A 21,956-nucleotide genomic window follows, 5' to 3' on the forward strand; every position below is an offset into this window, starting at 1 on the left:
AAATGCCTAAAAAGATTAGACTTGGAATTCTTGGAGGAGGAGGGGATTCCCTTATCGGAGTTTTACACAGAGTAGCCTCTTTCATTAATGACAATTATGAAATTGTTGGGGCGGTATTCAACCCAGATTTGGAAGATAGCATAGCGTTTGCCAAGGAAATTGACATTCCTACCAACCGTGTCTACAAAGATTTTGATACGCTTGTTGAAGAAGAGATGAAGCTCCCGGAAGATGAACGTATTCAGGTATGCTCCATTCTTACGCCGAACTTTCTACATTACCCAATGGCCAAAAAATTATTGGACAATGGTTTTCATGTGATTTGTGAAAAACCGATGACCACTACCTACGAAGAAGCCAAAATTCTTCAGGAAACCCTAAAAAAGGCGGGAACTGTATTTGCCGTTACCCATACCTATACAGGGTATCCGATGGTGCGTCAAATGCGTGAGATGATCAAGGAAGGAGTCATTGGAAAAGTACATAAAGTTGATGCACAATATTATCAAGGTTGGATGAACCCTATCATCCATGACAAGGAAAAACGCGGAACAGTATGGAGGCTCGACCCGAAAAAAGCGGGAATCAGTTCTTGTATGGGAGATATAGGGGTGCATGCTTTCAATATGATTGAGTATACGACCGGCTTGCAGGTACAATCATTGCTGTGCGATTTTAATTATATGTACGATGACAATGTGATGGACATGGATGGTACGGCCCTTATCCGTATGGACAAAAACGTAAAAGGGGTCATTAGGGCAAGCCAAGTGGCCACAGGAGAGGAAAACAACCTCACCATTGCCATTTACGGTCAAAAGGGAGGCTTGAAATGGGAACAGGAAAACCCCAATTACCTCTACAAATTGAACGATCCAGAACCATTGCAGGTGTACAAACCAGGCCATGAATATAATTCTGACCTATCCTTGGATGGAACCAAATTACCTCCCGGACACCCCGAGGGTATTTTTGATTCCATGGCCAATATTTATTTGGGCGTGGCCAGGGCCATTCGCGGCGAAGAATACAATAGCGGAGAGTTCCCGACCATGTTGGATGGAGTTAGAGGCCTTAATTTTATTGAGAACACCGTAGCTTCCCACAAACAAGGAAATGTTTGGGTGGATATGGATTGATATTGGTCTATGGACCCAAAAACAAGACATGATGGCTGCCCTATGGGCGGCCATCATTTTTTATAAAGCATCTCAAATTCCTCAAAAACCACGATCATACTCTCGGTAGGTTTGGTGCCTAGTTCAGAAAGTTCACGGGTGTAATGGTCCCAATGTGTTTTTTTCCAGTGTTCCAAACTTTTGTCCCCCTCGCCCTCCAGGCGGGCATGCTCTTCCCGAATACTAAAAAAGGGCAGTAGTTTAACAGCTGTGGTACGAATAACGCACTTGGCATTACCCTCCCAATCGGTAACCACGTAAAAATCTCCGATTTTGGGCAAAGCTTCATTGCGTAGTTGAATCCCTTTTAAAGAATGGGTGGTGGCCCTTTTGATTTCTTTGCAAACCAAATCGGCACACAAATCGGCATCTTTTTCATTATCACAAAAATGAATCACTTTGGGCGCATCTTCAGAAGCAAATTCCAAATGGGCATCCAAAAAGTCGCCCCACAGATTTCGGGCAGAAGCATTTTCCATAAGTAGTGTTTAAAAAAAAACTCTAAGCTGTTTTAATTGTTAATGAATCCCTATATTTATGTCTTACTACATGAGACGTAAAATTAGCATAGTTTTTTTCTTAAATATAGAGGATAAATCCCAATTAAATTGGGATTTCCAAATTTCTTAAAATTAAATTCAATGAAAACAATTAAAGGACCAGCCGTGTTCTTAGCACAATTTGTGGACAGTAAAGCTCCGTTCAATACCTTGGACGGCATGTGTAAATGGGCCTCGGATTTGGGGTACAAAGGAATTCAAATACCAACTTGGGAATCCTTCCTGATTGACTTGGACAAAGCGGCCGAAAGCCAAGATTATTGCGACGAGTTAAAAGGAAAAGTCAATTCGTACGGATTGGAGATCACGGAACTATCCACCCACTTGCAAGGGCAATTGGTGGCGGTGCATCCCGCTTACGATATTATGTTCGACAACTTTGCGCCCGAAGCATTGCACGGAAAGCCAAAGGAACGTACCAAATGGGCCGTTGATACCGTAAAAAAGGCCGCAACCGCAAGCCGCAGGTTGGGACTTGACGTGCATGCCACATTTTCCGGGTCATTGCTTTGGCACACGGCCCACCCATGGCCACAACGACCAGCTGGCTTGGTAGAGATGGGCTTTGAGGAACTGGCGAACCGCTGGATGCCCATCCTAAACCATTTTGACGAAGAAGGTGTGGATGTGTGTTATGAAATCCACCCTGGGGAGGACCTGCACGATGGTGATACCTTTGAACGCTTTTTGGAAGCAACGGGCAATCACAAAAGAGTGAACATTCTGTACGATCCAAGCCATTTTGTATTGCAGCAATTGGATTACATTACCTATATCGATCATTACCACGAGTTCATCAAATCGTTCCACGTAAAGGATTCAGAATTTAACCCAACGGGCAAAAAAGGAGCCTTTGGCGGTTACAACGATTGGGGCGATAGAGCGGGGAGGTACCGTTCCTTGGGTGATGGCCAGATAGATTTTAAGACCATTTTCTCCAAATTGACCCAGTACGGTTGCGATGTTTGGGCCGTAATGGAGTGGGAATGCTGCATAAAAAGCCCGGAACAGGGTGCTCGTGAGGGGGCAAAATTTATACAAGATCACATTATAGAGGCGACCACAAAAACTTTTGACGATTTTGCAGGTGCCGAAACTGATAAAGAAAAACTTAAAAACATATTGGGATTATGAGAAAATCGATATTATTCGTAGCCCTTGCCATTGCTTTTGCATGTAAGGACAAATCAAAGGAAACTAAGGAAGAAGTTGAAGAAAAGGTGACCGAGATGGCTGAACAAAAGGAATCCGAGTGGATCACTTTGTTCGATGGAACCGGTTTTGACGGTTGGCACATGTACAACGGAGGAGGGGTAACAGAACCTTGGAAACTCGAAGATGGGGCCATGGTTTTTTATCCACCAGAGGAGCGGCCCGAAGGTGCCAACTATAACTTGGTGACCGATGAAGAGTTTACCGATTTTGTGCTTACCATGGATTGGAAAATTGCCGAAGGCGGAAACAGCGGTTTCTTTTGGGGAGTGAAAGAAGGTGAAAAATACGGACAGCCTTACTTAACCGGACCGGAAATACAGGTTTTGGACGATGAAAGACATCCTGATGCACAAAATGGGGAAGATCGATTGGCAGGTTCTTTGTACGATATTATACCTCCATCGGAAAATGTGGTGAAGCCTGCAGGGGAATGGAATTCCGTGGAATTGATGATCAATCACAAAACCAACCAAGGCCATGTTGTTTTGAATGGGACCAAGATAGTTGAGTTTCCAGTGCAAGGCCCAGAATGGGATGAGCTGGTGGCCAATTCAAAATTTGCAGATTGGGAAGATTTTGCTGCATTCAAAACAGGCAAAATTGGATTACAAGATCATGGGGATGTGGTAGCCTATAGAAATATCAAAATAAAAGAACTTTAAAATGAATAGAATCAAGATTGCCCTTACGTTGATAACATTTTCAATGGGGCTGTTCACATTTGGGCAAGAAGTAGAACCGACTACACCAGAAGAAACCGAATTTTATAAACCCGTGCCACCAAAAGTGACCCCTGGTGAAGATGGGGCCCCGCCAAGTGATGCCATTGTCCTTTTTGATGGCACCTCCTTGGACAAGTGGATCAGTTCGGTGGACAGTACTGCCGCCAAATGGATATTGAACAAGGATGGTAGCATGACGGTGAACGATAGGACAGGGGATATTCAGACCAAGCAAAATTTTGGAAGTATCCAGCTTCATATCGAATGGAAATCACCCGCAGAGGTACAACGGGATGGTCAAAACAGAGGTAATAGTGGCGTATTTTTGAATGGACTGTATGAAGTGCAAGTGCTGGACAACAACGATAACGACACCTATGTCAACGGTCAAGTAGGCTCTATTTACAAACAACATGTGCCCTTGGCCATGGCGTCTGTACCCACCGGAGAATGGAACACCTACGATATGATTTACCATGCTCCCGAGTTTGAAAAGGGGCAAAAAGTGAAGTCTGGAACCTTAACGGTAATTCACAATGGTGTGTTGATCCAAGACCATGTGGAGATAAAGGGAACCACTCCTTACATTGGTTGGCCCAAAAACCCGCCACACGGCAAAGGGCCGCTTAGGCTTCAAGATCATGGCGACAACAGCAGGGTCAGTTATAGAAATATTTGGGTAAGGGAGCTGGATTAGCTCCCTTATTGCTATTTTATACTGATACAGAATCTCCAATAGCCAAAACCTATTTTGGTTACCTTTGGCAAAATTTATCATTTATATATGATTCAATCCATGACAGGCTATGGGAAGCATGTAGTTCAGCTTCCTTCCAAAAAAATCACCATTGAGCTCAAATCGCTCAACAGCAAGAGTTTGGACATCAATGCCAGACTTCCCCAATTCTACAGGGAAAAGGAGCTGGAATTGCGTAAAATGATCGCTGGTGCCTTGAACAGGGGCAAGGTAGACTTTAACCTTTATGTTGAAATTACGGGTGAGGAAACAACAGCAGAGGTCAACAAAGGTGTGGTAAAGAATTATATGGAACAATTGGCCGATATTGCCAAGGGCGACGATATAAAATTGATGGAAATGGCATTGCGCATGCCCGATACCCTCAAAACCGATAAGGACGATATTGACCAAGAGGAGTACAAGGCCATAATAGAAGCCATGGACGAAGCCCTTTCCAAAATTGTTGAGTTCCGAAATGAAGAAGGAAAGGTACTGGAGGAGGATTTTGTGGCCAGGTTGAAGAATTTAAACGAACTTTTGGAAGCCGTGAAAGCAATGGACCCCGAACGTTTGGGAACGGTAAGGGAGCGATTGGACAAAGCGGTGGCCGACCTTAAAGTGGAATTGGATGCCAATAGATTTGAACAGGAGCTGATCTATTATCTTGAGAAGTACGACATCACAGAAGAAAAGGTTCGCCTGGCGAACCACCTAAAATATTTTGAGACCACTTTGAATTCCGATGACTCCAATGGTAAAAAATTAGGTTTCATTTCCCAAGAAATAGGGAGAGAGATCAATACCATTGGTTCCAAGGCCAATTATGCGCCCATGCAACAATTGGTGGTACAGATGAAGGATGAACTGGAAAAAATAAAGGAACAAATGCTCAATGTGTTATGACAGAAGGCGGTAAACTTATCATTTTCTCGGCACCCTCAGGCAGTGGTAAAACCACGATTGTGAAGCATCTGTTGGATCAACCAGAACTGAACTTGGCGTTTTCCATATCGGCAACATCCCGCCCTCGAAGGGGAAAGGAAAAGAATGGGGTCAACTACTACTTTATGTCGGTTTCCCAATTTAAAAGGCACATAAAAGAGGGTGATTTTTTGGAGTGGGAAGAAGTATATCGCGATAATTTTTATGGCACGCTCAAAAGTGAAGTAGAGCGTCTTTGGGCCGAAGGGAAAAACGTCATTTTTGATATTGACGTGTCCGGCGGGCTGCGAATCAAAAAGAAGTTTCCCGATAAAACATTGGCCGTTTTTGTTAAGCCACCCAGTGTTGATGAACTCAAGATCAGGTTAAAGAAAAGAAGCACTGAAAGCGACGACAAAATAAACATGCGGATTGCCAAGGCATCCGTGGAGCTGGCCACAGCCCCTCAGTTTGATAAAATCATCAAGAACTACGACCTCGATGTAGCTCTTAATGAGGCCCATAGATTGGTCGCCGAATTTGTTGGGGCCGAGATGCCCCTTAAAGAAGATTAGAACATGAAAAAGGTAGGGCTCTTTTTTGGGACCTTCAACCCTATACACATAGGCCATTTGGTCTTGGCGAACCATCTGGTGGAGTTTTCCGATCTGGATGAGGTTTGGTTCGTGATTACCCCACAAAGCCCGTTTAAGGTGAAGCAATCCCTTTTGGATAATAACCACCGTTATCAAATGGTGTTCGAAGCGGTTCAGGATTACCCCAAGTTAAAACCCAGTAAAATAGAGTTTGATCTTCCCCAGCCCAATTATACCATCAATACCCTGGCCCATTTGGATGACAAATACGGAAAAGACCATCAATTTTCGCTGATTATGGGGGAGGACAATCTAAAAAGCTTCCATAAATGGAAGAACTACGGGGCTATTTTGGAACATTATTCCATTTATGTGTATCCTAGGGTCTCGGACGGTAAGATAGCGCATCAATTTAAGGGACATCCAAAAATTAGCATGGTGAATGCGCCTATCATGGAAATATCATCCACTTTTATCCGCAAAGCACACAAAGCAGGTAAAAATGTTCGTCCCATGCTCCCACATTCCGTTTGGAAATATATGGATGAGATGAATTTTTATAGGTAGCGCTATTTTTTTGAGGTAACCACCCCTACCATGCTATCTGCCGTTCCGTAATACAGATACCAAACATTTTTGAAGAGTACCAAGCCCTCCAGAAAGGTAGTACCATCTTTATATTGGCCTGATTTTTCAAAAGGCAATTCGGGTTTTATAAAAGGTTTCTCGGTACGGTCCAATAGCTTCCAAGGTTCTTGGGCATCAAAAAGGGCCTGCCCTCCTGTATAGATCCGATTTCCGAGTTCCTTTACTCCAATATTTTGTGAATTCCCTGCATTGTAGAGAACCACAATACCATTATCCGTAAGTAATGGAGGTGGGCCTGCTTCGACTAGCCAAGAATCGAAATAACCGGGCCTAGGGCTTAAAACAGGCGCCAGTTTGCCTTCGTAGGTTTCCACGGGCTCCCAATCTATCATATTGGTTGATGTGGCCAGCCAAATATGGGGCACCCCATAGTACATCCAATATTTTCCATGAATCTTTGCAGCAACCAGTTTACCATCCTTAATTGCTGTTACTATGGCTCCCGATTTGGTTTCTTTTTCGTGGTAAATACCGTTCTTATAGTTTTGGAATACCGGTCCATGCTTTTCCCAATGCACTAAACCTTTTGAGGTGGCAACGGCAAGCTTGGGGACTTTACGGTTCCATTGTGTATAGGTAAGAACATACAATCCATCTTCTGTCTCAACTATGCGTGGGTCTTCAATACCGCCTGGCCATTCATTGATTTTTTGATTGTCGTTTTTTGGGTAAAATACAGGTTGTGGCCATTTGTTGTAGAAAGTACCATCCGCCGAAGTGGCCATTCCAATTCGGGAACGGTGCCCACCGATTTCTTTCTCCCCCAATTTTTCTTCGGCCCGGTATAGCACATAAATGGAATCGTTTTTGGCCATGGCTGCTGGGTTAAATGTGGCCATGGATTCCCAATGGACAATTTTTTGCGTTATGGGGTCTTTAAAGGTAGATGTACTATCTTTCTGTAAAATAGGCTGGGCATTTTTGGGGCGTTCAAATGGCCCCAACATCCAATCTTTTTCTTTGTTTTGGGAAAACAGGCCAGTGCATGTAAATAAAAGAATGCACAATTGAAAATACGTTGTTCTCATCAATATTAAATTTTTTCCAGGGTATCAGTGCCTAAATACTTATCACCCTTATTAAGGTACCATGCTCTTGTTTTGGGCATTTTTATACCGTTGATTTCCTCTAATCCAGTCAAAAGGATGTATTCGCCATCATTTTTACTTTCTTCATGATAAAATTGATATACTTCCATGGCGTAAGTGGTTGGGTCAAAATAAAAATACCATGTATCGGTGCCTACTTCAGCATCGTAGGTAACTTTTAAAACCACATATTTTTTGTCCTTGAATGTCCTATTGTAAACTTTGGGGTCTACATGTGTGCCCGGGTTATTCAACTTCATGGGAAGTCCATAGAGGTAGGTGTAGTAATCTTTCATAAAGTTGCCACGTTCACAATTCAGTTGGAATTCTTCGGCCTCTTCTTCGGAAAAGTCTTCGCTTCCGTTCAGGGTGATTTCACAGGAACCCCTGTTAAATTCATAGGCGTAGGAATTGCCTTTTTGCCCAACGTTCAAGCTGAACCCTTGTTTGGGAAAGTCCACTCCAATGATGCTTGTGCGTTTTGGACGGCTCGGGGTTTCCATCACCACTTTAAAAGTGGTGTTTAGGTTTTCCCAATTTCCGTTGGGGTCGTGGAACACAATGGCCTTTTCCAGAACTTCATCTGCAGAAAGGGATTGTGCATGACTTGGCGCACTGAACAATACACTTACCAATAAAAGAGCAAAGCAATACCTTCTCATACCAAAAATTTAATAGTTGATATGAGAAAGGTACTATTTTATTTTATCTCTATTGTGGCAGGTTCAACAGAACTATCATGTTCACGGTAATACTGCTCCAAAAGATTCATCATGGCTGTGATCAAATCCCTTGTTTCGAGTAAAATGGAGAAGTATAGCGTAGTGTTTTTTGGGCTGGATTCCTCGGTTCTTGTCCTAGACACTTGGATATCAATTTTTTGTGAAACCAAATCATACAGCTCTTGTTTGGAGTCCAAAATGACACCTATTTGCTCAAATGACTTTTCCTCAAATGCTTTTTGGGTGCTATTGAAAATTTCTTCCAGTTTGTGGTCAATCTCCTTTAGCTCCTTGATTTGGTTGTATTTTAATTTTTTGTGATTGTTGTTGACATGGTTGTAGCTAACCTTCCCAATATATTCCAGGGATTGTGACATATCGGTCAAGTACCCCATAATATTGATGTAAAAATTACTGGCACCTATATGGGCTTCCTCCAGGTTTTTGATAAAATAGAAGGTATGTTCCCTTAAATCTTCTATTTCCATTGCAAGTTTATTGCCTTGTTTTTTGTTCTTTTTTAAGGAGTCCAGTGCTTGTTTGGCAAGCCCGTTGATGGAGTTGGTATAGATTTTATTGCTCCGTTTTATTACATTGGCAATATTGGCGGCGCTTTCTTCTATAACTCCTTGAATAGAGCTGCTCTCCGCTTTTCTTAAGCGATCTTCGACCTTTATTTCCTTTGATTTTTTGTTATAGGAAATATAGTTCCTTACCAAAAGGAGGATAGCGGCGAACAATAGTATGGAGATGGCTGCTCCTTTTCCAAAGCTGATGAGTGCCAAAATTACTCCAGAAGCCAAGAAAGCAATGATGGCGGTACTGAACCAGCCCGCAATCACATTGAGCACACCAGCCACACGGTATACGGCACTTTCTGCCCCCCATGCCCTATCGGCCAACGACGTGCCCATGGCCACCATAAAGGTTACATAAGTGGTGGAGAGCGGCAATTTGTACGATGTGGCAATCGAAATCAGTATGCCGGCAACCATCAAGTTTACGGATGCCCTGATCATATCAAAAGCAGGTAGTTGGAGTACTTTGTCCTTTGATAGGTTTACGGTAGGTTTTTCGAAACGCTTATCAATTTTATTCTGTATGGATTTTGGTACTGCTGTGGATGCCCAAGTGGACAAACCTATGGAGAACCTGACCAACCCCCTGGATAAAAAATTGGGTTGAAACTTTTCTTTGGCCTCACCCTCACGGGACAGGTTTATCTCGGTATCGGCCACGTATCTTGCTTTTTTGGACAACCAAAGTGTTGCCACCATAATCATTCCGGAAAGGAACAGCAGTATTGTTGGGGTTTCGACTTTAGTGGCCAAGATTCCCATACTAAATTCAGAGGCAGCGACTCCAGAACCAACCCATGCTTGGTACGATTGCCATGCCGCGATGGGCACACCGATAAAGTTAACAAGGTCGTTTCCGGCAAAGGCTAGGGCCAGGGCAAAAGTTCCCACTCCAATGATAACTTTGTACATATTGACCTTGGCAAACTGGATAAGTAAATAGGATAGGAGGGCCCAAAAGGCAAAGTTGATCAATGCAACTTTGTAAATTTCGGTCTCTAAAAAGTCTTTGATCGTAATACCGCCAATAAAACCATAGGTTTGATCGGCAAAAGGAGTTCCTTTTATACCTTTTAATAATATAAAATAGGATATTGCCGATAGCGCTATTCCAGCAAAAATGGCTCCGACCCACTTTGCTTTTTTCTGAAATTGATAGGATAACAATACCCTTGATACCCATTGTACAAAGGCACCAATGGTAAAGGCTATTACCACTGAGGACAGTATACCAATGATTATCTCAATGGCCTTTTCGGTGTTGATGTAATTGACAACATCGGAGAAATTGCCGTTTACATCCGCTATTTTTAATATGGCCATGGCAACGGCCGCACCCAAGAGGTTGAAAACTATGGAAACTGTGGTGGAGGTGGGCATTCCCAATGTGTTGAAGAAATCCAGCAACAGAATGTCCGTTATCATCACGGCCATAAAAATGAACATGATTTCGTCAAAGTAAAACTCGCCGGGATTAAATATACCTTTCCTGGCAACTTCCATAAGCCCGCTTGAGAAAATGGCACCACATGCAATTCCCAAGCTGGCAACAATCATAATGGTCTTAAATGAAATGGCCTTGGAGCCTATGGCAGAATTAAGAAAGTTAACTGCATCATTGCTTACACCAACAACAAGGTCGGCTATAGCTAAAATGCCCAAAGCGACCAGAATCAAAAAATAAATGTTGTCCATAATTAAAATTCAGAAAAATTTTTCAAATATCTACAGAAATGACCTTTTAATAAGTTATGTTAAGGTTATTTTTTAAAAATGTACCTCTACTTGTAAACGATACATTAATGTATCAAATCCATCATCTATATTTAAATAGCTTAAATCGCTTTGAACCTTTAGCTTATGGCCCACAATGTATTTTGAGAGCCCTAAGGTGTATTGTGTTTCAGGTGTTTTACCGGTTATGCCGTAATCCAATTTAATGTTGGTGTATCTGGCAGATACTTCCCAATTATTTTTAAACAGGTAACCCGATTGAAGATTGAGCCCCCTTCCCACTTGAACAACATCCCCTGTTTCGGTATTGTCCGAGTTTACGGCTATCGGGTTGTCCGCATCACGATTTGCATATTCGCCCATCAGGGAAAATCCATTGTACTTGAACATGAAATCCAAAAACAAGGTGGAAATATTGGTTTGGTAGAGCCCGGTATCATTGAACATAAAGTTTCCCATGTTGCTTCGGGTTTTTACGGCATTGTTATTTAGATCGTATGTGGCTGCGACCATTAATTTTGGGGTAGCTTCCCGGCTTAGGTCAGCTCCTTTATAATCCCCTTTGGCCGTGAACCTTCCAAAGGGCAATAACTCTAGTCTTGTGGTGTATTGATGCCCTCCTAAATTACCTTCGGTAACATTTCTTCCATCGCCTTGGGATAGGGCGAATTTTTCGCGTACCAAGAACTTGTTGCCCAAATAAAAATGATGCCTGAGCTGAAAGCCCATATCCCTGTCAATAGTAAATCTGCTATTTAATAGAGATCTATCCACTTGCTGAAGGTTTCCGGATGAGATGACCCTTTCAATATTGCCCGGCAACTTTGTTTGTCCAAACCAAAGCTCAAAGTTTTGGTAAAAATTCCACATTACAACAGCATCTAAAATGTATCGAGGTGTATTTCTTGTAAATTCGGAGCCTCCAGAAAGATCCCTATTGGAAAGGCCAAGCTCTATTTTGTACTTGAGTTTTGGGGAATAGGCAAAACCATCAAATTTTAACCGGGCTCGCCTCACCAAAAAATTCTGTTCTGGGCTGGCAAATTTGTTTTCACCATTGTCTGTCCAGCTAAAATTGGATAATATTTGCATTCTTGTCCCCACCTTCATGGACCAAGTACTATCTTTGCCAACTATGTTAAGCAAGCCTTTGCCAAACTTTGTTGAGGAAATCTCTTGGGCATAAGAAAATTGTGCGTATGTAAATATTAAGAAGAAGCCGATTAAGGCTAACTTTTTGGTATTCATAACGGTACTAGTTTTTGTCGCTGCAAATAACCGTACTCAATGTTAAGTTAACATTTCCTCTATGTTATTTTAAGGATGTTATTTTTAATAAAATGGCTACCTTTTAAAAGGTAGCCATCAGATTTCTGAGAATAGTCGACAAAAACTAATATCCGTAAAAGAAATCCTTGTCAAAATTGGGCTATCCAAATTTCTTTACTGTAATTTTAAGTTTAAGTAATCATTAAGCATTGCTTACTAAGGTGATATCCAGTTTTCTTGGTGTATAATCTAGGTTAAATGTATATTGCACCTATAGTTGAGTATGAACTGGGAACAATTACTTTCTTTAAAACGTCAGGGCGACACAGGTAAACGATTACGCAAGGAACAGAACGAGACCCGTTTGGGTTTTGAGGTGGATTACGACCGGATCATTTTTTCGTCCGCTTTTAGGAGCTTGCAGGACAAGACCCAAGTATTTCCAATGCCCATAGCCGTTGGTTCCCAAAAAGATTTTGTGCATACCCGCCTTACACATAGTTTGGAGGTATCGGTGGTAGGAAGAAGCTTGGGACGTATTGCAGGACAGCAAATTTTGACCAAATACCCGTTTTTGTCTGAAGTGCACGGTCACCATTTTAATGATTTTGGAGCTATAGTTGCCGCTGCGGCCCTTGCCCACGATATTGGCAACCCTCCGTTTGGGCATAGCGGGGAAAAGGCTATTGGCAACTATTTTAAACAAGGAAAAGGAAAGCAATACAAGGATATTCTGACCGCAGCGGAATACCAAGACCTTATTGACTTTGAAGGCAATGCCAATGGTTTTAAACTCTTGACCGAATCTCGCGAAGGCGTTCCTGGAGGCCTTCGGTTGAGTTATGCCACTTTGGGCGCATTTATAAAATACCCAAAAGCCTCCTTGCCCAAAAAACCATCCAAAAGTATCGTGGATAAAAAGTTCGGGTTCTTTCAATCGGAGAAATCATTTTTTAATGAGCTAGTGGAAGAAATTGGCCTTTTGCCCAACCCGAATCATCCGGAAACAGGATTTTTGAGACATCCGCTTACCTATTTGGTCGAGGCTGCCGACGATATCTGTTACACTATCATCGATTTTGAAGATGGAATCAACTTGGGGCTCATTCCAGAGGAATATGCGTTGGAGTATTTGATCAATCTGGTGAAGGACAACATCAACACCAAAAAGTATAATGCCATGACCACCTCAAGCGATCGGTTGAGTTATTTGAGGGCACTTGCCATTAGCACCTTAATCGGGGACGCCGTGGATGTTTTTGTGAAGAACGAGGATAAAATCCTTGATGGAGTGTTTGATGTTTCTCTGTTGGACAAAGGAAAATACAAGGCTCAGGTAGCCGACATCATTAAGTTGAGCGTGGAAAAAATCTATCAATCTACCGAAGTGGTCGATAAAGAACTGGCAGGTTACCGTATAATTTCCGATCTATTGGACATGTACACTACGGCACTGATCAATGTAAAAGAGGGGGAGGATACCAATTATGACCGATTGCTGATCAAAAGTTTACCTAAAAACTATCAGAATTCAGATACTACGATATATAAAATATTGTTGAACACCAGTTGCTTCGTGGCCAGCTTATCCGATAGTGCAGCGGTGCACATTCATGATAAATTAACGGGGCGAAAAATCTAAAACAGGCTCTAAAACGAATAGAGCAATCCCACGCCCAGTAACTGTTTAAACTGTATACGGGCTATGCCAGGGTTTATAACTGTGCCGTCCTCTGCAATCTCCTCATCAAATTTTGTATCATCATCAAAGATGAGGTGGGTGCCGATATTGGCATTGAGGTATTCGTTTACCTTAAGGTTAAAGTTCAACTCCCAGTCAACATCAATGTTTCCAAAACTGCTTATATAATCGGTATACAGATTGATTCGGTGGTTCATCAATACATTTCTTGCGATTTCGGTTTCCCAAGTATTGGTGACCAGAAAACCAAGTTCCAAAAACACGCTTTTGCCTTCTTCCACACCAAATGCACCTTGATTGGAGAGCACTTCGTCCAGAACAAAAGTCGATTTCATAGTGGCAGGCGATATATATAGGTTGAATTGATCTTTGGGCGGGATATAGGATGTACCAACACCGACGAACAGATACCCCGGAGCCATAAACCTGGAAATCGGGTTTTCTCTATCGGGATATTTATAACCGTTGGAAAACTGGGTCCGTAAATTTGCCTTAACGGAATAGTACCAGTTTGTGATGGTATCTTTTCTAAAACTTAGGGTGGTGGACAATCGAATCTGGTCGTCCGTTTTTCTTAGTTTCCTTCCTTCTTGTGCATTGAGGCCGTATCTAAGTTGAACCTCGTTGTTCCAGTTTAAATATCGGAACTTATAATTTCTGGCAAAATCTGCACTTGCAAGTGCCGAAACAGAGTTGTCCCCCCCTGCATTCCAGTTCACAAAAGCTACTTCGCTAATGTTAAGCCCAAATTTGTTTACTTTTTTCCAGAATGACGTGGGCTTGAAACGGTTGTACCAAATACTCAAAGGTTTTACTCGGTTAAGAACGGTGCGTGGGTCGGTGAGCTTGGCACTTCTTGTAAGATATTTTAGTTTAACATCTTTGATGCGAACAATTTTAAAACCGGCATCGGTACTGTCGGGTTCAAAAACCTTTAAACGGGTTATCTGTGCATTGGCAGATAGGAAAACAGTAAGGAATAGAATCAAAAAACAATTTATTCGCATTGGTCTAAGGTTGATTGTATGTGTGAATGTATCGTATCAAAATCTATACCAGCCAATTGATGGGTCTCGGGTATGGTGCCATGCTCAACAAATTGATCGGGAACTCCAAATATTTTAACAGGTTTTGACAATCCCTCCTTATTGGCGAATTCCAAAACAGCAGAACCAAAACCACCTATTTTGGTACCATCCTCTACAGTAATAATGTACTTGTATTCGGTAAAAATAGTGCGTAGTGCATTCTTGTCCAAGGGTTTTACGAAACGCATATCGTAATGGCCAACTTTTTCGGAACCATCTAAATTTTTAATAAGGTCGGCGATAGTGTTACCTATGTGACCTATGGTAAGTACCGCTATTTCAGAACCTTCTTTCAAACATCGGGATTTACCAATTTCAATGCGCTCAAAATCATTCCTCCAATCAATGTTCGTTCCCCGACCTCTAGGGTATCGTATGGCAATGGGATTATTTAGCCCCATTTGTGCGGTGTACATTATATTTCGGAGTTCCATTTCGTTCATTGGAGCAAAAATGATGAAGTTTGGAATGCAGCGTAAATAGGCCATATCAAAAACACCGTGATGGGTCGGGCCGTCCTGTCCTACCAGTCCTGCACGGTCCAAACAAAAAATAACCGGAAGCTTTTGTAGGGCCACATCATGTATCACCTGGTCATAGGCCCGTTGTAAAAAAGTGGAATAAATATTACAAAAAGGCACTAAACCTTGTGTGGCCATTCCTGCAGCCAAGGTAACGGCATGTTGCTCGGCTATCCCTACGTCAAAGGCACGGTCGGGCATTTGGTCCATCATAAATTTTAGTGAGCTGCCACTGGGCATGGCAGGGGTGATTCCAACAATATTTTTATTTTTTTTGGCCAATTCCACTATGCTGTGTCCAAAAACATCTTGATATTTTGGAGGTTCATTCTGCCCAGATTTTTTCAGACGTTCCCCGGTAAGCTTGTCAAACTTTCCAGGAGCATGGTACACCACTTGATCTTCCTCAGCCTGTTTCAGCCCTTTCCCCTTTGTAGTGATGATATGAAGCAACTTTGGTCCCTCCACATGTTTTAGGCGTTCCAGTTCCTTGACCAAGGCTTTTATATCATGTCCATCAATAGGACCCGAATAGTTGAGGTTAAGACATTCAAAAATATTTTCGTCCTTGGCGGTACCTGCCTTTACATTGGTGAGATATTTTTTTAGGGCTCCAACGCTGGGATCGATTCCAATGGCATTGTCATTGAGCACGATTAATGCGTTTACATGGGTCACTCCGAGATGGTTCAATCCTTCAAAGGCCATTCCGCTGGTAATGGAGGCGTCGCCCACCACGGCAATATGCTGTTTGGTATAATCGCCTTTTAATTTGGATGCCATTGCCATTCCCAATATGGCCGAAATGGCGGTGGAACTATGTCCCGTTCCAAAATCGTCGTATTCGCTTTCGGTTCTTTTTGGAAAACCACTAATTCCGCCCAACTGTCGATTGGTTTCAAAGATTTCCTTTCGTCCGGTCAAAATTTTATGCCCGTAGGCTTGGTGGCCCACATCCCAGATAAGTTTGTCGTTGGGAGTATTGAACACATAATGCAGGGCAATGGTAAGTTCCACCACCCCTAAACTTGCACCTAAATGTCCTTCTTTGGTGGAAACAATATCAATAATAAACTCCCTTAATTCTTGGGCGAGTTTGGGCAGCTCATATAAAGGTATTTTTTTGAGGTCTTCGGGGGATTCGATATGTGGTAACAGCCTTTTCAATGGATAAAAAACAAAAGTATTGATTCTCCTCAAGATTATTTTATGTGTAGCTTAGCAATCTCTTGAAAAATGACATAAAAATCGTGGAGAACCCGTTTGATGACAACTATTTTATGAAGAAAGCCATGCAAGAGGCAGAAATTGCCTTTGAAAATGGCGAAGTTCCCGTTGGAGCGGTTATCGTAACAAACAATCGAATCATTGGGAGGGCCCATAACCTTACGGAACGATTAAAGGATGTTACGGCCCATGCCGAGATGCAGGCGATTACCGCTGCTTCCAATTTTTTGGGCGGAAAATACCTTCAGGGCTGTACGTTGTACGTTACTTTGGAACCCTGTCAAATGTGTGCGGGCGGCTTGTATTGGAGCCAAATTTCGAGAGTGGTCTATGGAGCTTCGGACCTAGAGCGCGGGTTTAGCGTTATGGGAGGGCATTTGCATCCGAGGACAGAAGTTGTTGGTGGAGTAATGGAAAAGGAAGCTTCCGAGCTGTTAAAGCGATTCTTCATTCAAAGAAGAAACCTGAATTAAACAAAAAACCCCGGCATCGCCAGGGTTTTTAAATCAAAATCAAAATAAAATATTGTTATCCGATTACTTGCACTTGTGCAGCAACCACTCCTTTTCTTCCTTCTTCTTCAATGTATTCTACTTTGTCGCCTTCGTTCAATTCCACACCGTTCAATGCCGTAACATGAACAAAAATGTCTTTTCCTGTGTCGTCGTTTGTAATAAATCCATAACCTTTGGATTCATTGAAAAATTTTACTGTACCAGTCATTAAAAAATAAATAAATGTTAAATTACGAATGTAACTTTTTTTGTGGCTGATTGGATGAAAAGAAGTTTAAATCTTAAGAAAATTATTGATTTTTTGACTTTTTATGCTCTTTTTCTTGCATTTTCTTAATATTTTCCTTAGTCAGCATATAATCTTTCATGTTTTTGCCCTGGCTCTCTTTCCATAGAAAAAGAGGCATGGCTACCAAAAAGAGGCCTACGGTACCTCCTCCAATATATTTTTGGGCCTCCGGATGGTCTTCATCCAGGGAAAGACCATAGAAGATCGAAGCAAAAGAAGCTATCATGATAAGGAAAATGATATGTTTTAGTTTGATTTTCATTGGGAATAATTGATCAATTTTCTGCGATATGCGGTCAACATTTTTGATTTGCTGATGAAGCCCTCATATTTGCCATTTTTGATGACGGGCAAGTTCCAAGCGCCGCTGTCTTGAAACTTTTTCATTACCTGTTTCATGTTGTCCGTTTCGTAAAAGATAACCTCTGGAGGAGCATGCATCAAATTTTTAACAAAAACAGTGTCATATATCTCTGTGTCGAACATCATGGGCCTGATGTCGTCCAAGACGATTATTCCAATTAACTTTTTCTCATCATCAAGCACAGGAAACAGGTTTCTTTTGGATTTGGATACGGATTGATGCAGCATCTCGCCCAAGGACATTTTTGGATGGACCGGTTTAAAGTTCTTTTCGATGACATCGTCCATTTCCATGAGCCCGAGCACCATTTGGTCCTTGTTGTGGGACAAAAGCGCCCCTATTTTGGCCAATTCCTTGGTGTAAATCGTATAATCGAGGGCATTTTTGGTGATTAAATAGGAAATGGCAGCGGTTATCATCAAAGGGACGAAGAGTTGGTATCCTCCTGTGATTTCGGCTATCAAGAATATGGCGGTCAACGGCGCGTGGATTACCCCGGCAATGAGACCGGCCATTCCAATCAATGTAAAGTTGCTTTCCGAGACCGAGAAGCCCAACCCTAAATTATTGATGACCTTGGCAACCACATTGCCCAATGCGCTTCCCATGACCATGGTAGGGATGAAAATCCCTCTGGCTCCCCCTGCGCCGATGGTGGTGGTCATGGCAATGGCCTTGAAAATGGTGATGCCGAACAGAAGGGCTATCACTACCCAGATATTGTCGGTAAAAGCATCAAATGGGGTAGTGCCCAATGCTTTTAGGTGATCCCCTTCCAATAGGTTGTTTATAAACCCGAAACCTTCACCATAGAGTGGGGGAATGGCATATAGCATGATACCGATGGCGATTCCACCGACCAATAATTTATACTTTGGACTTTTCAATTTTTTAAACAATGAGAGTATCCGAAAGTACATTTTGGTGAAATAGATCGATGCGAACCCTGTACCTACCCCCAATAAAATATAAAAGGCAGTGTCCTCGAGTTTAAAACCTTCGGATAGGGAAAAACTGAACAATACTTCGTTGCCCAAAAAGAAATAGGAGGTGAGTACCCCTGAAATCGATGCCAAAAGCAAGGGGAGCATGGACATCATGGTCAAATCCAAGGTAAAAACCTCCACTGCAAAAATGATGGCGGCAATGGGCGATTGGAAGATAGATGCAATTGCACCTGCTGAGGCACAGGCCACCAAAAGGGTTCTGGTTTTTGCATCAATATGGAACAACCTACTTAAATTGGAGCTTACTGCGGACCCGGATTTTACCGCTGGCCCCAACAAACCAACAGAACCACCAAAACCGACGGTAAGCGGAGCAGTGATCAAAGGAGTGTAAATATCCTTTGGCTTGAGCAGTCCCCTCTTTTTGGAGAGTGAGAATATGATGGAGGAAACCGCATGTTGCAAAGGTTCTTTATGTACAAATTTGACATAGAGGTAGACCAAGGTAAGTCCAATCGTCGGGAGTATAAAGTACAGCTGGTTCTCCGAGAAAACGATTCCTTTCTTTAGAAGGGACTCGATAAAATAAGTGGTGTTTTTTACGGTAACAGCGACCAGTCCTGCCAAAAATCCAACGACCAAACTCATTAACTGAATAAAGGTCCTGTTGGAGATATTTCTATATCGCCATTTTAAAAAGCGGGTGAGCAGTTTTTTATTGCTGTAGGGCATGGAGGTCCGTAATACCTATTAAAAGTATTAAAAAATCCCGCTAACAAAGCGGGATTTACTTTATATCACAAGTCCAATTTTAAATGGAGCTCTTTCAACTGTTCTTCGTCAATGTTTGCTGGGGCATCGATCATAACATCGCGTCCGCTATTGTTTTTGGGGAACGCAATGTAATCCCGAATGGTTTCCTGTCCGCCCAAAATGGCCACCAATCTGTCCAGTCCAAATGCGATACCGCCATGGGGGGGTGCTCCGTATTGGAATGCATCCATTAAAAAGCCAAACTGGGCCTTCGCTTCTTCTGGGGTAAAGCCCAAATGTTTAAATATGGTGGCTTGAGTCTCTTTATCATAAATTCTTATGGAGCCTCCACCGATTTCGTTTCCATTCAATACCAAATCGTAGGCGTTGGCCTTTACTTCCCCTGGTTTTGAATCCAACAATTCCAATTGGCCAGGTTTTGGTGAGGTAAATGGGTGGTGCATTGCGTGGTATTTACCGGTTTCTTCGTCCAGTTCCAATAATGGGAAATCCACTACCCACAATGGGGCAAATTCATGAGCCTTTCTGAGTCCCAAACGAGTTGCTAATTCCATGCGCAAAGCGCTCAATTGTGCACGGGTTTCGTTGGTGTTTCCGGATAGTACACAGATGAGGTCGCCTGGTTTGGCCCCGGTTACCTCGGCCCATTTGGCCAAGTCTTCTTGGTCGTAGAATTTATCCACGGAAGATTTATAGGTGCCATCTTCGTTGCACTTAACATAGACCATTCCTTTTGCGCCCACTTGTGGGCGTTTTACCCAATCCACCAGTTTGTCTATTTCTTTTCTGGTATACGAAGCAGCTCCCGGAACAGCGATTCCCACCACCAATTCCGCGGAGTTGAACACGTTAAAATCTTTGTGCTGGGCCACATGGCTGAGCTCGCCGAACTGCATTCCAAAGCGAATGTCGGGTTTGTCGTTCCCGTACAGGCGCATGGCATCATCATAAGTCATTCTCGGGAACTCACCTATTTCCACACCTTTGATTTCTTTCAAAAGATGCTTGGTCAAACCTTCAAATGTGTTCAAGATGTCCTCTTGCTCCACAAAGGCCATTTCGCAGTCTATTTGTGTAAACTCTGGTTGGCGGTCGGCACGGAGGTCTTCATCCCTAAAACATTTTACAATTTGGAAGTACTTATCCATTCCTCCGACCATTAGTAATTGTTTAAAGGTTTGTGGGGACTGGGGCAGGGCGTAGAACTGACCTTCGTTCATTCGGCTGGGCACCAAAAAGTCCCTAGCTCCTTCGGGAGTGGATTTTATCAAATATGGAGTTTCAATATCGATAAAGCCTTGGTCGGATAGATATTTCCTAACCTCCATGGTTACTTTATGCCTAAAGATGAGCTTGTTCTTTACTGGATTTCTACGGATATCCAAGTAACGGTATTTCATACGGATGTCTTCCCCGCCATCGGTCTCATCTTCAATGGTAAAAGGAGGCAGGAGGGACTTGTTCAAGAGGGTAAGTTCTTTGACCAGTACCTCAATATCACCAGTGGGAATATTAGGGTTTTTGGAAGCACGTTCAATAACCTCGCCCTTGGCTTGGATAACGGTTTCACGACCAAGTTCCCTAGCCTGTTCAAGCAATTCCTTGGAAGTGCGTTCCTGGTCAAAAACCAATTGGGTGATGCCATAGCGGTCACGCAGGTCTACCCAAGCTACAAAACCTTTGTCGCGGAGCTTGTGCACCCATCCACTTAAAATAACTTCCGAACCTATATCCGATGCCCTTAATGCACCACAAGTATTGCTTCTGTACATGATGTTTGTTATGAGAGCGCAAATTTAATAGGAATGTGGCTATTTTTTAGGAGATATGCCCATTTTCTGTTTGTCGATTTTTTTTGAAGGGAGAAGTGATTGCATAATTGAGGCCTGCTTAACGTTAAATTAACATTGTAAGCGGTCAATTGGGCAGTATTGAACGATTATGAGTAAAAATATTCGCTAAAAGTACAGATTGGTAGTATTTAATTAAAAATTAACTTACTGAATAACAATTAATTAAAATATTAAAGTTAATTTAATGTAAACTAAAAGTTATTTAAATGTGTGATTAACGTAAAATTTAAGTAAATTTGATACGTTATCATTAGGAATAAACAATATTAAATCCCATAAAGAATGAAAAAAGCAATATTATTTTTGGCGGTGATGTTTGCGGTTATCGTATCTGCCCAAGATGCAAAGCCGACCTTTGAGAAAATGGGAAAAATGGTGAAAGCCACTTATTTTCATGACAATGGTGAAATTGCCCAAACAGGTTATATGTTGAACGGAAAATTACATGGTAATTGGGTAATGTTCAATGTTGAAGGTGAAAAAATTGCCACTGGCCAATACGAAAATGGAGAAAGAACCGGTAAATGGTTTTTTTGGAAAAACGATGGATTACGCGAAGTGGACTTTACGGACAACCGTATAGTGCAAGTAAAAAACTGGAACGAAGGAGATGCCGTTACGGTAAACCAATAGGATAAATCAGTAGTTTAAAAAAGCCCCGGCCAATTTGGCCGGGGCTTTTCTATTTTCTATTATTTATGGATAA

Annotated in this window: 21 protein-coding genes; 10 read left to right on the forward strand and 11 right to left on the reverse strand. The window is 42.2% G+C overall.

Going from position 1 to position 21,956, the window contains the following annotated elements; all coding sequences use genetic code 11:
- Nucleotides 1-2: 2 nt before the first annotated feature.
- Complete coding sequence (locus VM932_RS01400) at nt 3-1,139, forward strand: Gfo/Idh/MocA family protein (RefSeq protein WP_014032846.1); 1,137 nt, start codon at nt 3-5, stop codon at nt 1,137-1,139.
- A 53-nt stretch (nt 1,140-1,192) separates the two neighbouring features.
- Here VM932_RS01400 and VM932_RS01405 read toward each other — a convergent pair whose 3' ends face one another.
- Nucleotides 1,193-1,657, reverse strand: a complete 465-nt coding sequence (locus VM932_RS01405) for an ASCH domain-containing protein (protein ID WP_014032847.1) — start codon at nt 1,655-1,657, stop codon at nt 1,193-1,195.
- A 162-nt stretch (nt 1,658-1,819) separates the two neighbouring features.
- Here VM932_RS01405 and VM932_RS01410 point away from each other — a divergent pair, with 162 nt between their 5' ends.
- The 6 genes from VM932_RS01410 (at nt 1,820) to nadD (ending at nt 6,498) form a co-directional block, all read left to right on the forward strand.
- Entirely contained in the window at nt 1,820-2,872 is a 1,053-nt protein-coding gene (locus VM932_RS01410; protein ID WP_326276803.1) for a sugar phosphate isomerase/epimerase family protein, read from the forward strand.
- Complete coding sequence (locus VM932_RS01415) at nt 2,869-3,615, forward strand: 3-keto-disaccharide hydrolase (RefSeq protein WP_326276804.1); 747 nt, start codon at nt 2,869-2,871, stop codon at nt 3,613-3,615. The genes VM932_RS01410 and VM932_RS01415 overlap by 4 nt, the downstream gene beginning before the upstream one ends.
- Before the next feature lie 43 nt (nt 3,616-3,658).
- Entirely contained in the window at nt 3,659-4,372 is a 714-nt protein-coding gene (locus VM932_RS01420; RefSeq protein WP_326277121.1) for a 3-keto-disaccharide hydrolase, read from the forward strand.
- An 87-nt stretch (nt 4,373-4,459) separates the two neighbouring features.
- A complete protein-coding gene (locus tag VM932_RS01425) occupies nt 4,460-5,317 on the forward strand; it encodes a YicC/YloC family endoribonuclease (protein WP_326276805.1) in 858 nt (285 codons plus the stop codon).
- Complete coding sequence (gene gmk, locus VM932_RS01430; protein WP_326276806.1) at nt 5,314-5,910, forward strand: guanylate kinase; 597 nt, start codon at nt 5,314-5,316, stop codon at nt 5,908-5,910. The genes VM932_RS01425 and gmk overlap by 4 nt, the downstream gene beginning before the upstream one ends.
- 3 nt (nt 5,911-5,913) lie before the next feature.
- Nucleotides 5,914-6,498: a nicotinate (nicotinamide) nucleotide adenylyltransferase gene (gene nadD, locus VM932_RS01435; protein ID WP_326276807.1), complete on the forward strand. Its 585-nt coding sequence runs from the start codon at nt 5,914-5,916 to the stop codon at nt 6,496-6,498.
- Nucleotides 6,499-6,500: 2 nt separating this feature from the next.
- Here nadD and VM932_RS01440 read toward each other — a convergent pair whose 3' ends face one another.
- The 4 genes from VM932_RS01440 to VM932_RS01455 all read right to left on the reverse strand — a co-directional run bounded on the left by VM932_RS01440 (nt 6,501) and on the right by VM932_RS01455 (nt 11,949).
- Nucleotides 6,501-7,607 (reverse strand): glycoside hydrolase family 130 protein, encoded by a 1,107-nt coding sequence (locus VM932_RS01440; protein ID WP_326276808.1) that lies wholly within the window; start codon nt 7,605-7,607, stop codon nt 6,501-6,503.
- 5 nt (nt 7,608-7,612) lie between these two features.
- Nucleotides 7,613-8,329 (reverse strand): DUF6503 family protein, encoded by a 717-nt coding sequence (locus VM932_RS01445; protein ID WP_326276809.1) that lies wholly within the window; start codon nt 8,327-8,329, stop codon nt 7,613-7,615.
- 38 nt (nt 8,330-8,367) lie between these two features.
- Entirely contained in the window at nt 8,368-10,662 is a 2,295-nt protein-coding gene (locus VM932_RS01450; RefSeq protein ID WP_326276810.1) for an inorganic phosphate transporter, read from the reverse strand.
- A gap of 72 nt (nt 10,663-10,734) precedes the next feature.
- Nucleotides 10,735-11,949 carry a porin gene (locus VM932_RS01455; RefSeq protein ID WP_326276811.1) on the reverse strand — a complete coding sequence of 405 codons (1,215 nt, stop codon included), beginning with the start codon at nt 11,947-11,949 and terminating at the stop codon, nt 10,735-10,737.
- 304 nt (nt 11,950-12,253) lie between these two features.
- Between VM932_RS01455 and dgt the strand changes: the two genes are divergently transcribed.
- Complete coding sequence (gene dgt / locus VM932_RS01460; RefSeq protein WP_326276812.1) at nt 12,254-13,612, forward strand: dGTP triphosphohydrolase; 1,359 nt, start codon at nt 12,254-12,256, stop codon at nt 13,610-13,612.
- Between the two features lie 8 nt (nt 13,613-13,620).
- Here dgt and VM932_RS01465 read toward each other — a convergent pair whose 3' ends face one another.
- Both VM932_RS01465 and VM932_RS01470 read right to left on the reverse strand, forming a co-directional pair.
- Complete coding sequence (locus VM932_RS01465) at nt 13,621-14,679, reverse strand: DUF3078 domain-containing protein (protein WP_326276813.1); 1,059 nt, start codon at nt 14,677-14,679, stop codon at nt 13,621-13,623.
- The gene (locus VM932_RS01470) at nt 14,670-16,481 is read right to left on the reverse strand and encodes a 1-deoxy-D-xylulose-5-phosphate synthase (protein WP_326276814.1); all 1,812 of its coding nucleotides are present in this window, start codon (nt 16,479-16,481) and stop codon (nt 14,670-14,672) included. Before VM932_RS01470 ends, VM932_RS01465 begins: the two co-directional genes overlap by 10 nt.
- A 50-nt stretch (nt 16,482-16,531) precedes the next feature.
- On the opposite strand from VM932_RS01470, the gene VM932_RS01475 reads away from it, so the two are divergent.
- A complete protein-coding gene (locus tag VM932_RS01475; RefSeq protein WP_326277122.1) occupies nt 16,532-16,981 on the forward strand; it encodes a nucleoside deaminase in 450 nt (149 codons plus the stop codon).
- 55 nt (nt 16,982-17,036) lie between these two features.
- On the opposite strand, the gene VM932_RS01480 is transcribed toward VM932_RS01475, so the two are convergent.
- The 4 genes from VM932_RS01480 to aspS all read right to left on the reverse strand — a co-directional run bounded on the left by VM932_RS01480 (nt 17,037) and on the right by aspS (nt 21,169).
- Complete coding sequence (locus tag VM932_RS01480) at nt 17,037-17,231, reverse strand: cold-shock protein (protein ID WP_163624136.1); 195 nt, start codon at nt 17,229-17,231, stop codon at nt 17,037-17,039.
- An 82-nt stretch (nt 17,232-17,313) separates the two neighbouring features.
- Nucleotides 17,314-17,574: a hypothetical protein gene (locus tag VM932_RS01485; protein WP_163624135.1), complete on the reverse strand. Its 261-nt coding sequence runs from the start codon at nt 17,572-17,574 to the stop codon at nt 17,314-17,316.
- Nucleotides 17,571-19,355 carry a chloride channel protein gene (locus VM932_RS01490; protein WP_326276815.1) on the reverse strand — a complete coding sequence of 595 codons (1,785 nt, stop codon included), beginning with the start codon at nt 19,353-19,355 and terminating at the stop codon, nt 17,571-17,573. Before VM932_RS01490 ends, VM932_RS01485 begins: the two co-directional genes overlap by 4 nt.
- 65 nt (nt 19,356-19,420) lie before the next feature.
- The gene (gene aspS / locus VM932_RS01495) at nt 19,421-21,169 is read right to left on the reverse strand and encodes an aspartate--tRNA ligase (RefSeq protein ID WP_326276816.1); all 1,749 of its coding nucleotides are present in this window, start codon (nt 21,167-21,169) and stop codon (nt 19,421-19,423) included.
- A 363-nt stretch (nt 21,170-21,532) separates the two neighbouring features.
- Between aspS and VM932_RS01500 the strand changes: the two genes are divergently transcribed.
- Entirely contained in the window at nt 21,533-21,883 is a 351-nt protein-coding gene (locus tag VM932_RS01500) for a toxin-antitoxin system YwqK family antitoxin (RefSeq protein ID WP_326276817.1), read from the forward strand.
- The last annotated feature ends 73 nt before the right edge of the window (nt 21,884-21,956 follow it).

It is taken from the genome of Flagellimonas halotolerans (genome assembly GCF_035818535.1).
GTDB lineage: Bacteria > Bacteroidota > Bacteroidia > Flavobacteriales > Flavobacteriaceae > Flagellimonas > Flagellimonas halotolerans.

Excerpts from the sequence above, each read along its gene's own strand:
- VM932_RS01400 (WP_014032846.1), top strand. The coding sequence starts at position 3 with ATGCCTAAAAAGATTAGACTTGGAATTCTTGGAGGAGGAGGGGATTCC.
- VM932_RS01405 (WP_014032847.1), bottom strand. The coding sequence starts at position 1,657 with ATGGAAAATGCTTCTGCCCGAAATCTGTGGGGCGACTTTTTGGATGCC.
- VM932_RS01410 (WP_326276803.1), top strand. The coding sequence starts at position 1,820 with ATGAAAACAATTAAAGGACCAGCCGTGTTCTTAGCACAATTTGTGGAC.
- VM932_RS01415 (WP_326276804.1), top strand. The coding sequence starts at position 2,869 with ATGAGAAAATCGATATTATTCGTAGCCCTTGCCATTGCTTTTGCATGT.
- VM932_RS01420 (WP_326277121.1), top strand. The coding sequence starts at position 3,659 with ATGGGGCTGTTCACATTTGGGCAAGAAGTAGAACCGACTACACCAGAA.
- VM932_RS01425 (WP_326276805.1), top strand. The coding sequence starts at position 4,460 with ATGATTCAATCCATGACAGGCTATGGGAAGCATGTAGTTCAGCTTCCT.
- gmk (WP_326276806.1), top strand. The coding sequence starts at position 5,314 with ATGACAGAAGGCGGTAAACTTATCATTTTCTCGGCACCCTCAGGCAGT.
- nadD (WP_326276807.1), top strand. The coding sequence starts at position 5,914 with ATGAAAAAGGTAGGGCTCTTTTTTGGGACCTTCAACCCTATACACATA.
- VM932_RS01440 (WP_326276808.1), bottom strand. The coding sequence starts at position 7,607 with ATGAGAACAACGTATTTTCAATTGTGCATTCTTTTATTTACATGCACT.
- VM932_RS01445 (WP_326276809.1), bottom strand. The coding sequence starts at position 8,329 with ATGAGAAGGTATTGCTTTGCTCTTTTATTGGTAAGTGTATTGTTCAGT.
- VM932_RS01450 (WP_326276810.1), bottom strand. The coding sequence starts at position 10,662 with ATGGACAACATTTATTTTTTGATTCTGGTCGCTTTGGGCATTTTAGCT.
- VM932_RS01455 (WP_326276811.1), bottom strand. The coding sequence starts at position 11,949 with ATGAATACCAAAAAGTTAGCCTTAATCGGCTTCTTCTTAATATTTACA.
- dgt (WP_326276812.1), top strand. The coding sequence starts at position 12,254 with ATGAACTGGGAACAATTACTTTCTTTAAAACGTCAGGGCGACACAGGT.
- VM932_RS01465 (WP_326276813.1), bottom strand. The coding sequence starts at position 14,679 with ATGCGAATAAATTGTTTTTTGATTCTATTCCTTACTGTTTTCCTATCT.
- VM932_RS01480 (WP_163624136.1), bottom strand. The coding sequence starts at position 17,231 with ATGACTGGTACAGTAAAATTTTTCAATGAATCCAAAGGTTATGGATTT.
- VM932_RS01485 (WP_163624135.1), bottom strand. The coding sequence starts at position 17,574 with ATGAAAATCAAACTAAAACATATCATTTTCCTTATCATGATAGCTTCT.
- VM932_RS01490 (WP_326276815.1), bottom strand. The coding sequence starts at position 19,355 with ATGCCCTACAGCAATAAAAAACTGCTCACCCGCTTTTTAAAATGGCGA.
- aspS (WP_326276816.1), bottom strand. The coding sequence starts at position 21,169 with ATGTACAGAAGCAATACTTGTGGTGCATTAAGGGCATCGGATATAGGT.
- VM932_RS01500 (WP_326276817.1), top strand. The coding sequence starts at position 21,533 with ATGAAAAAAGCAATATTATTTTTGGCGGTGATGTTTGCGGTTATCGTA.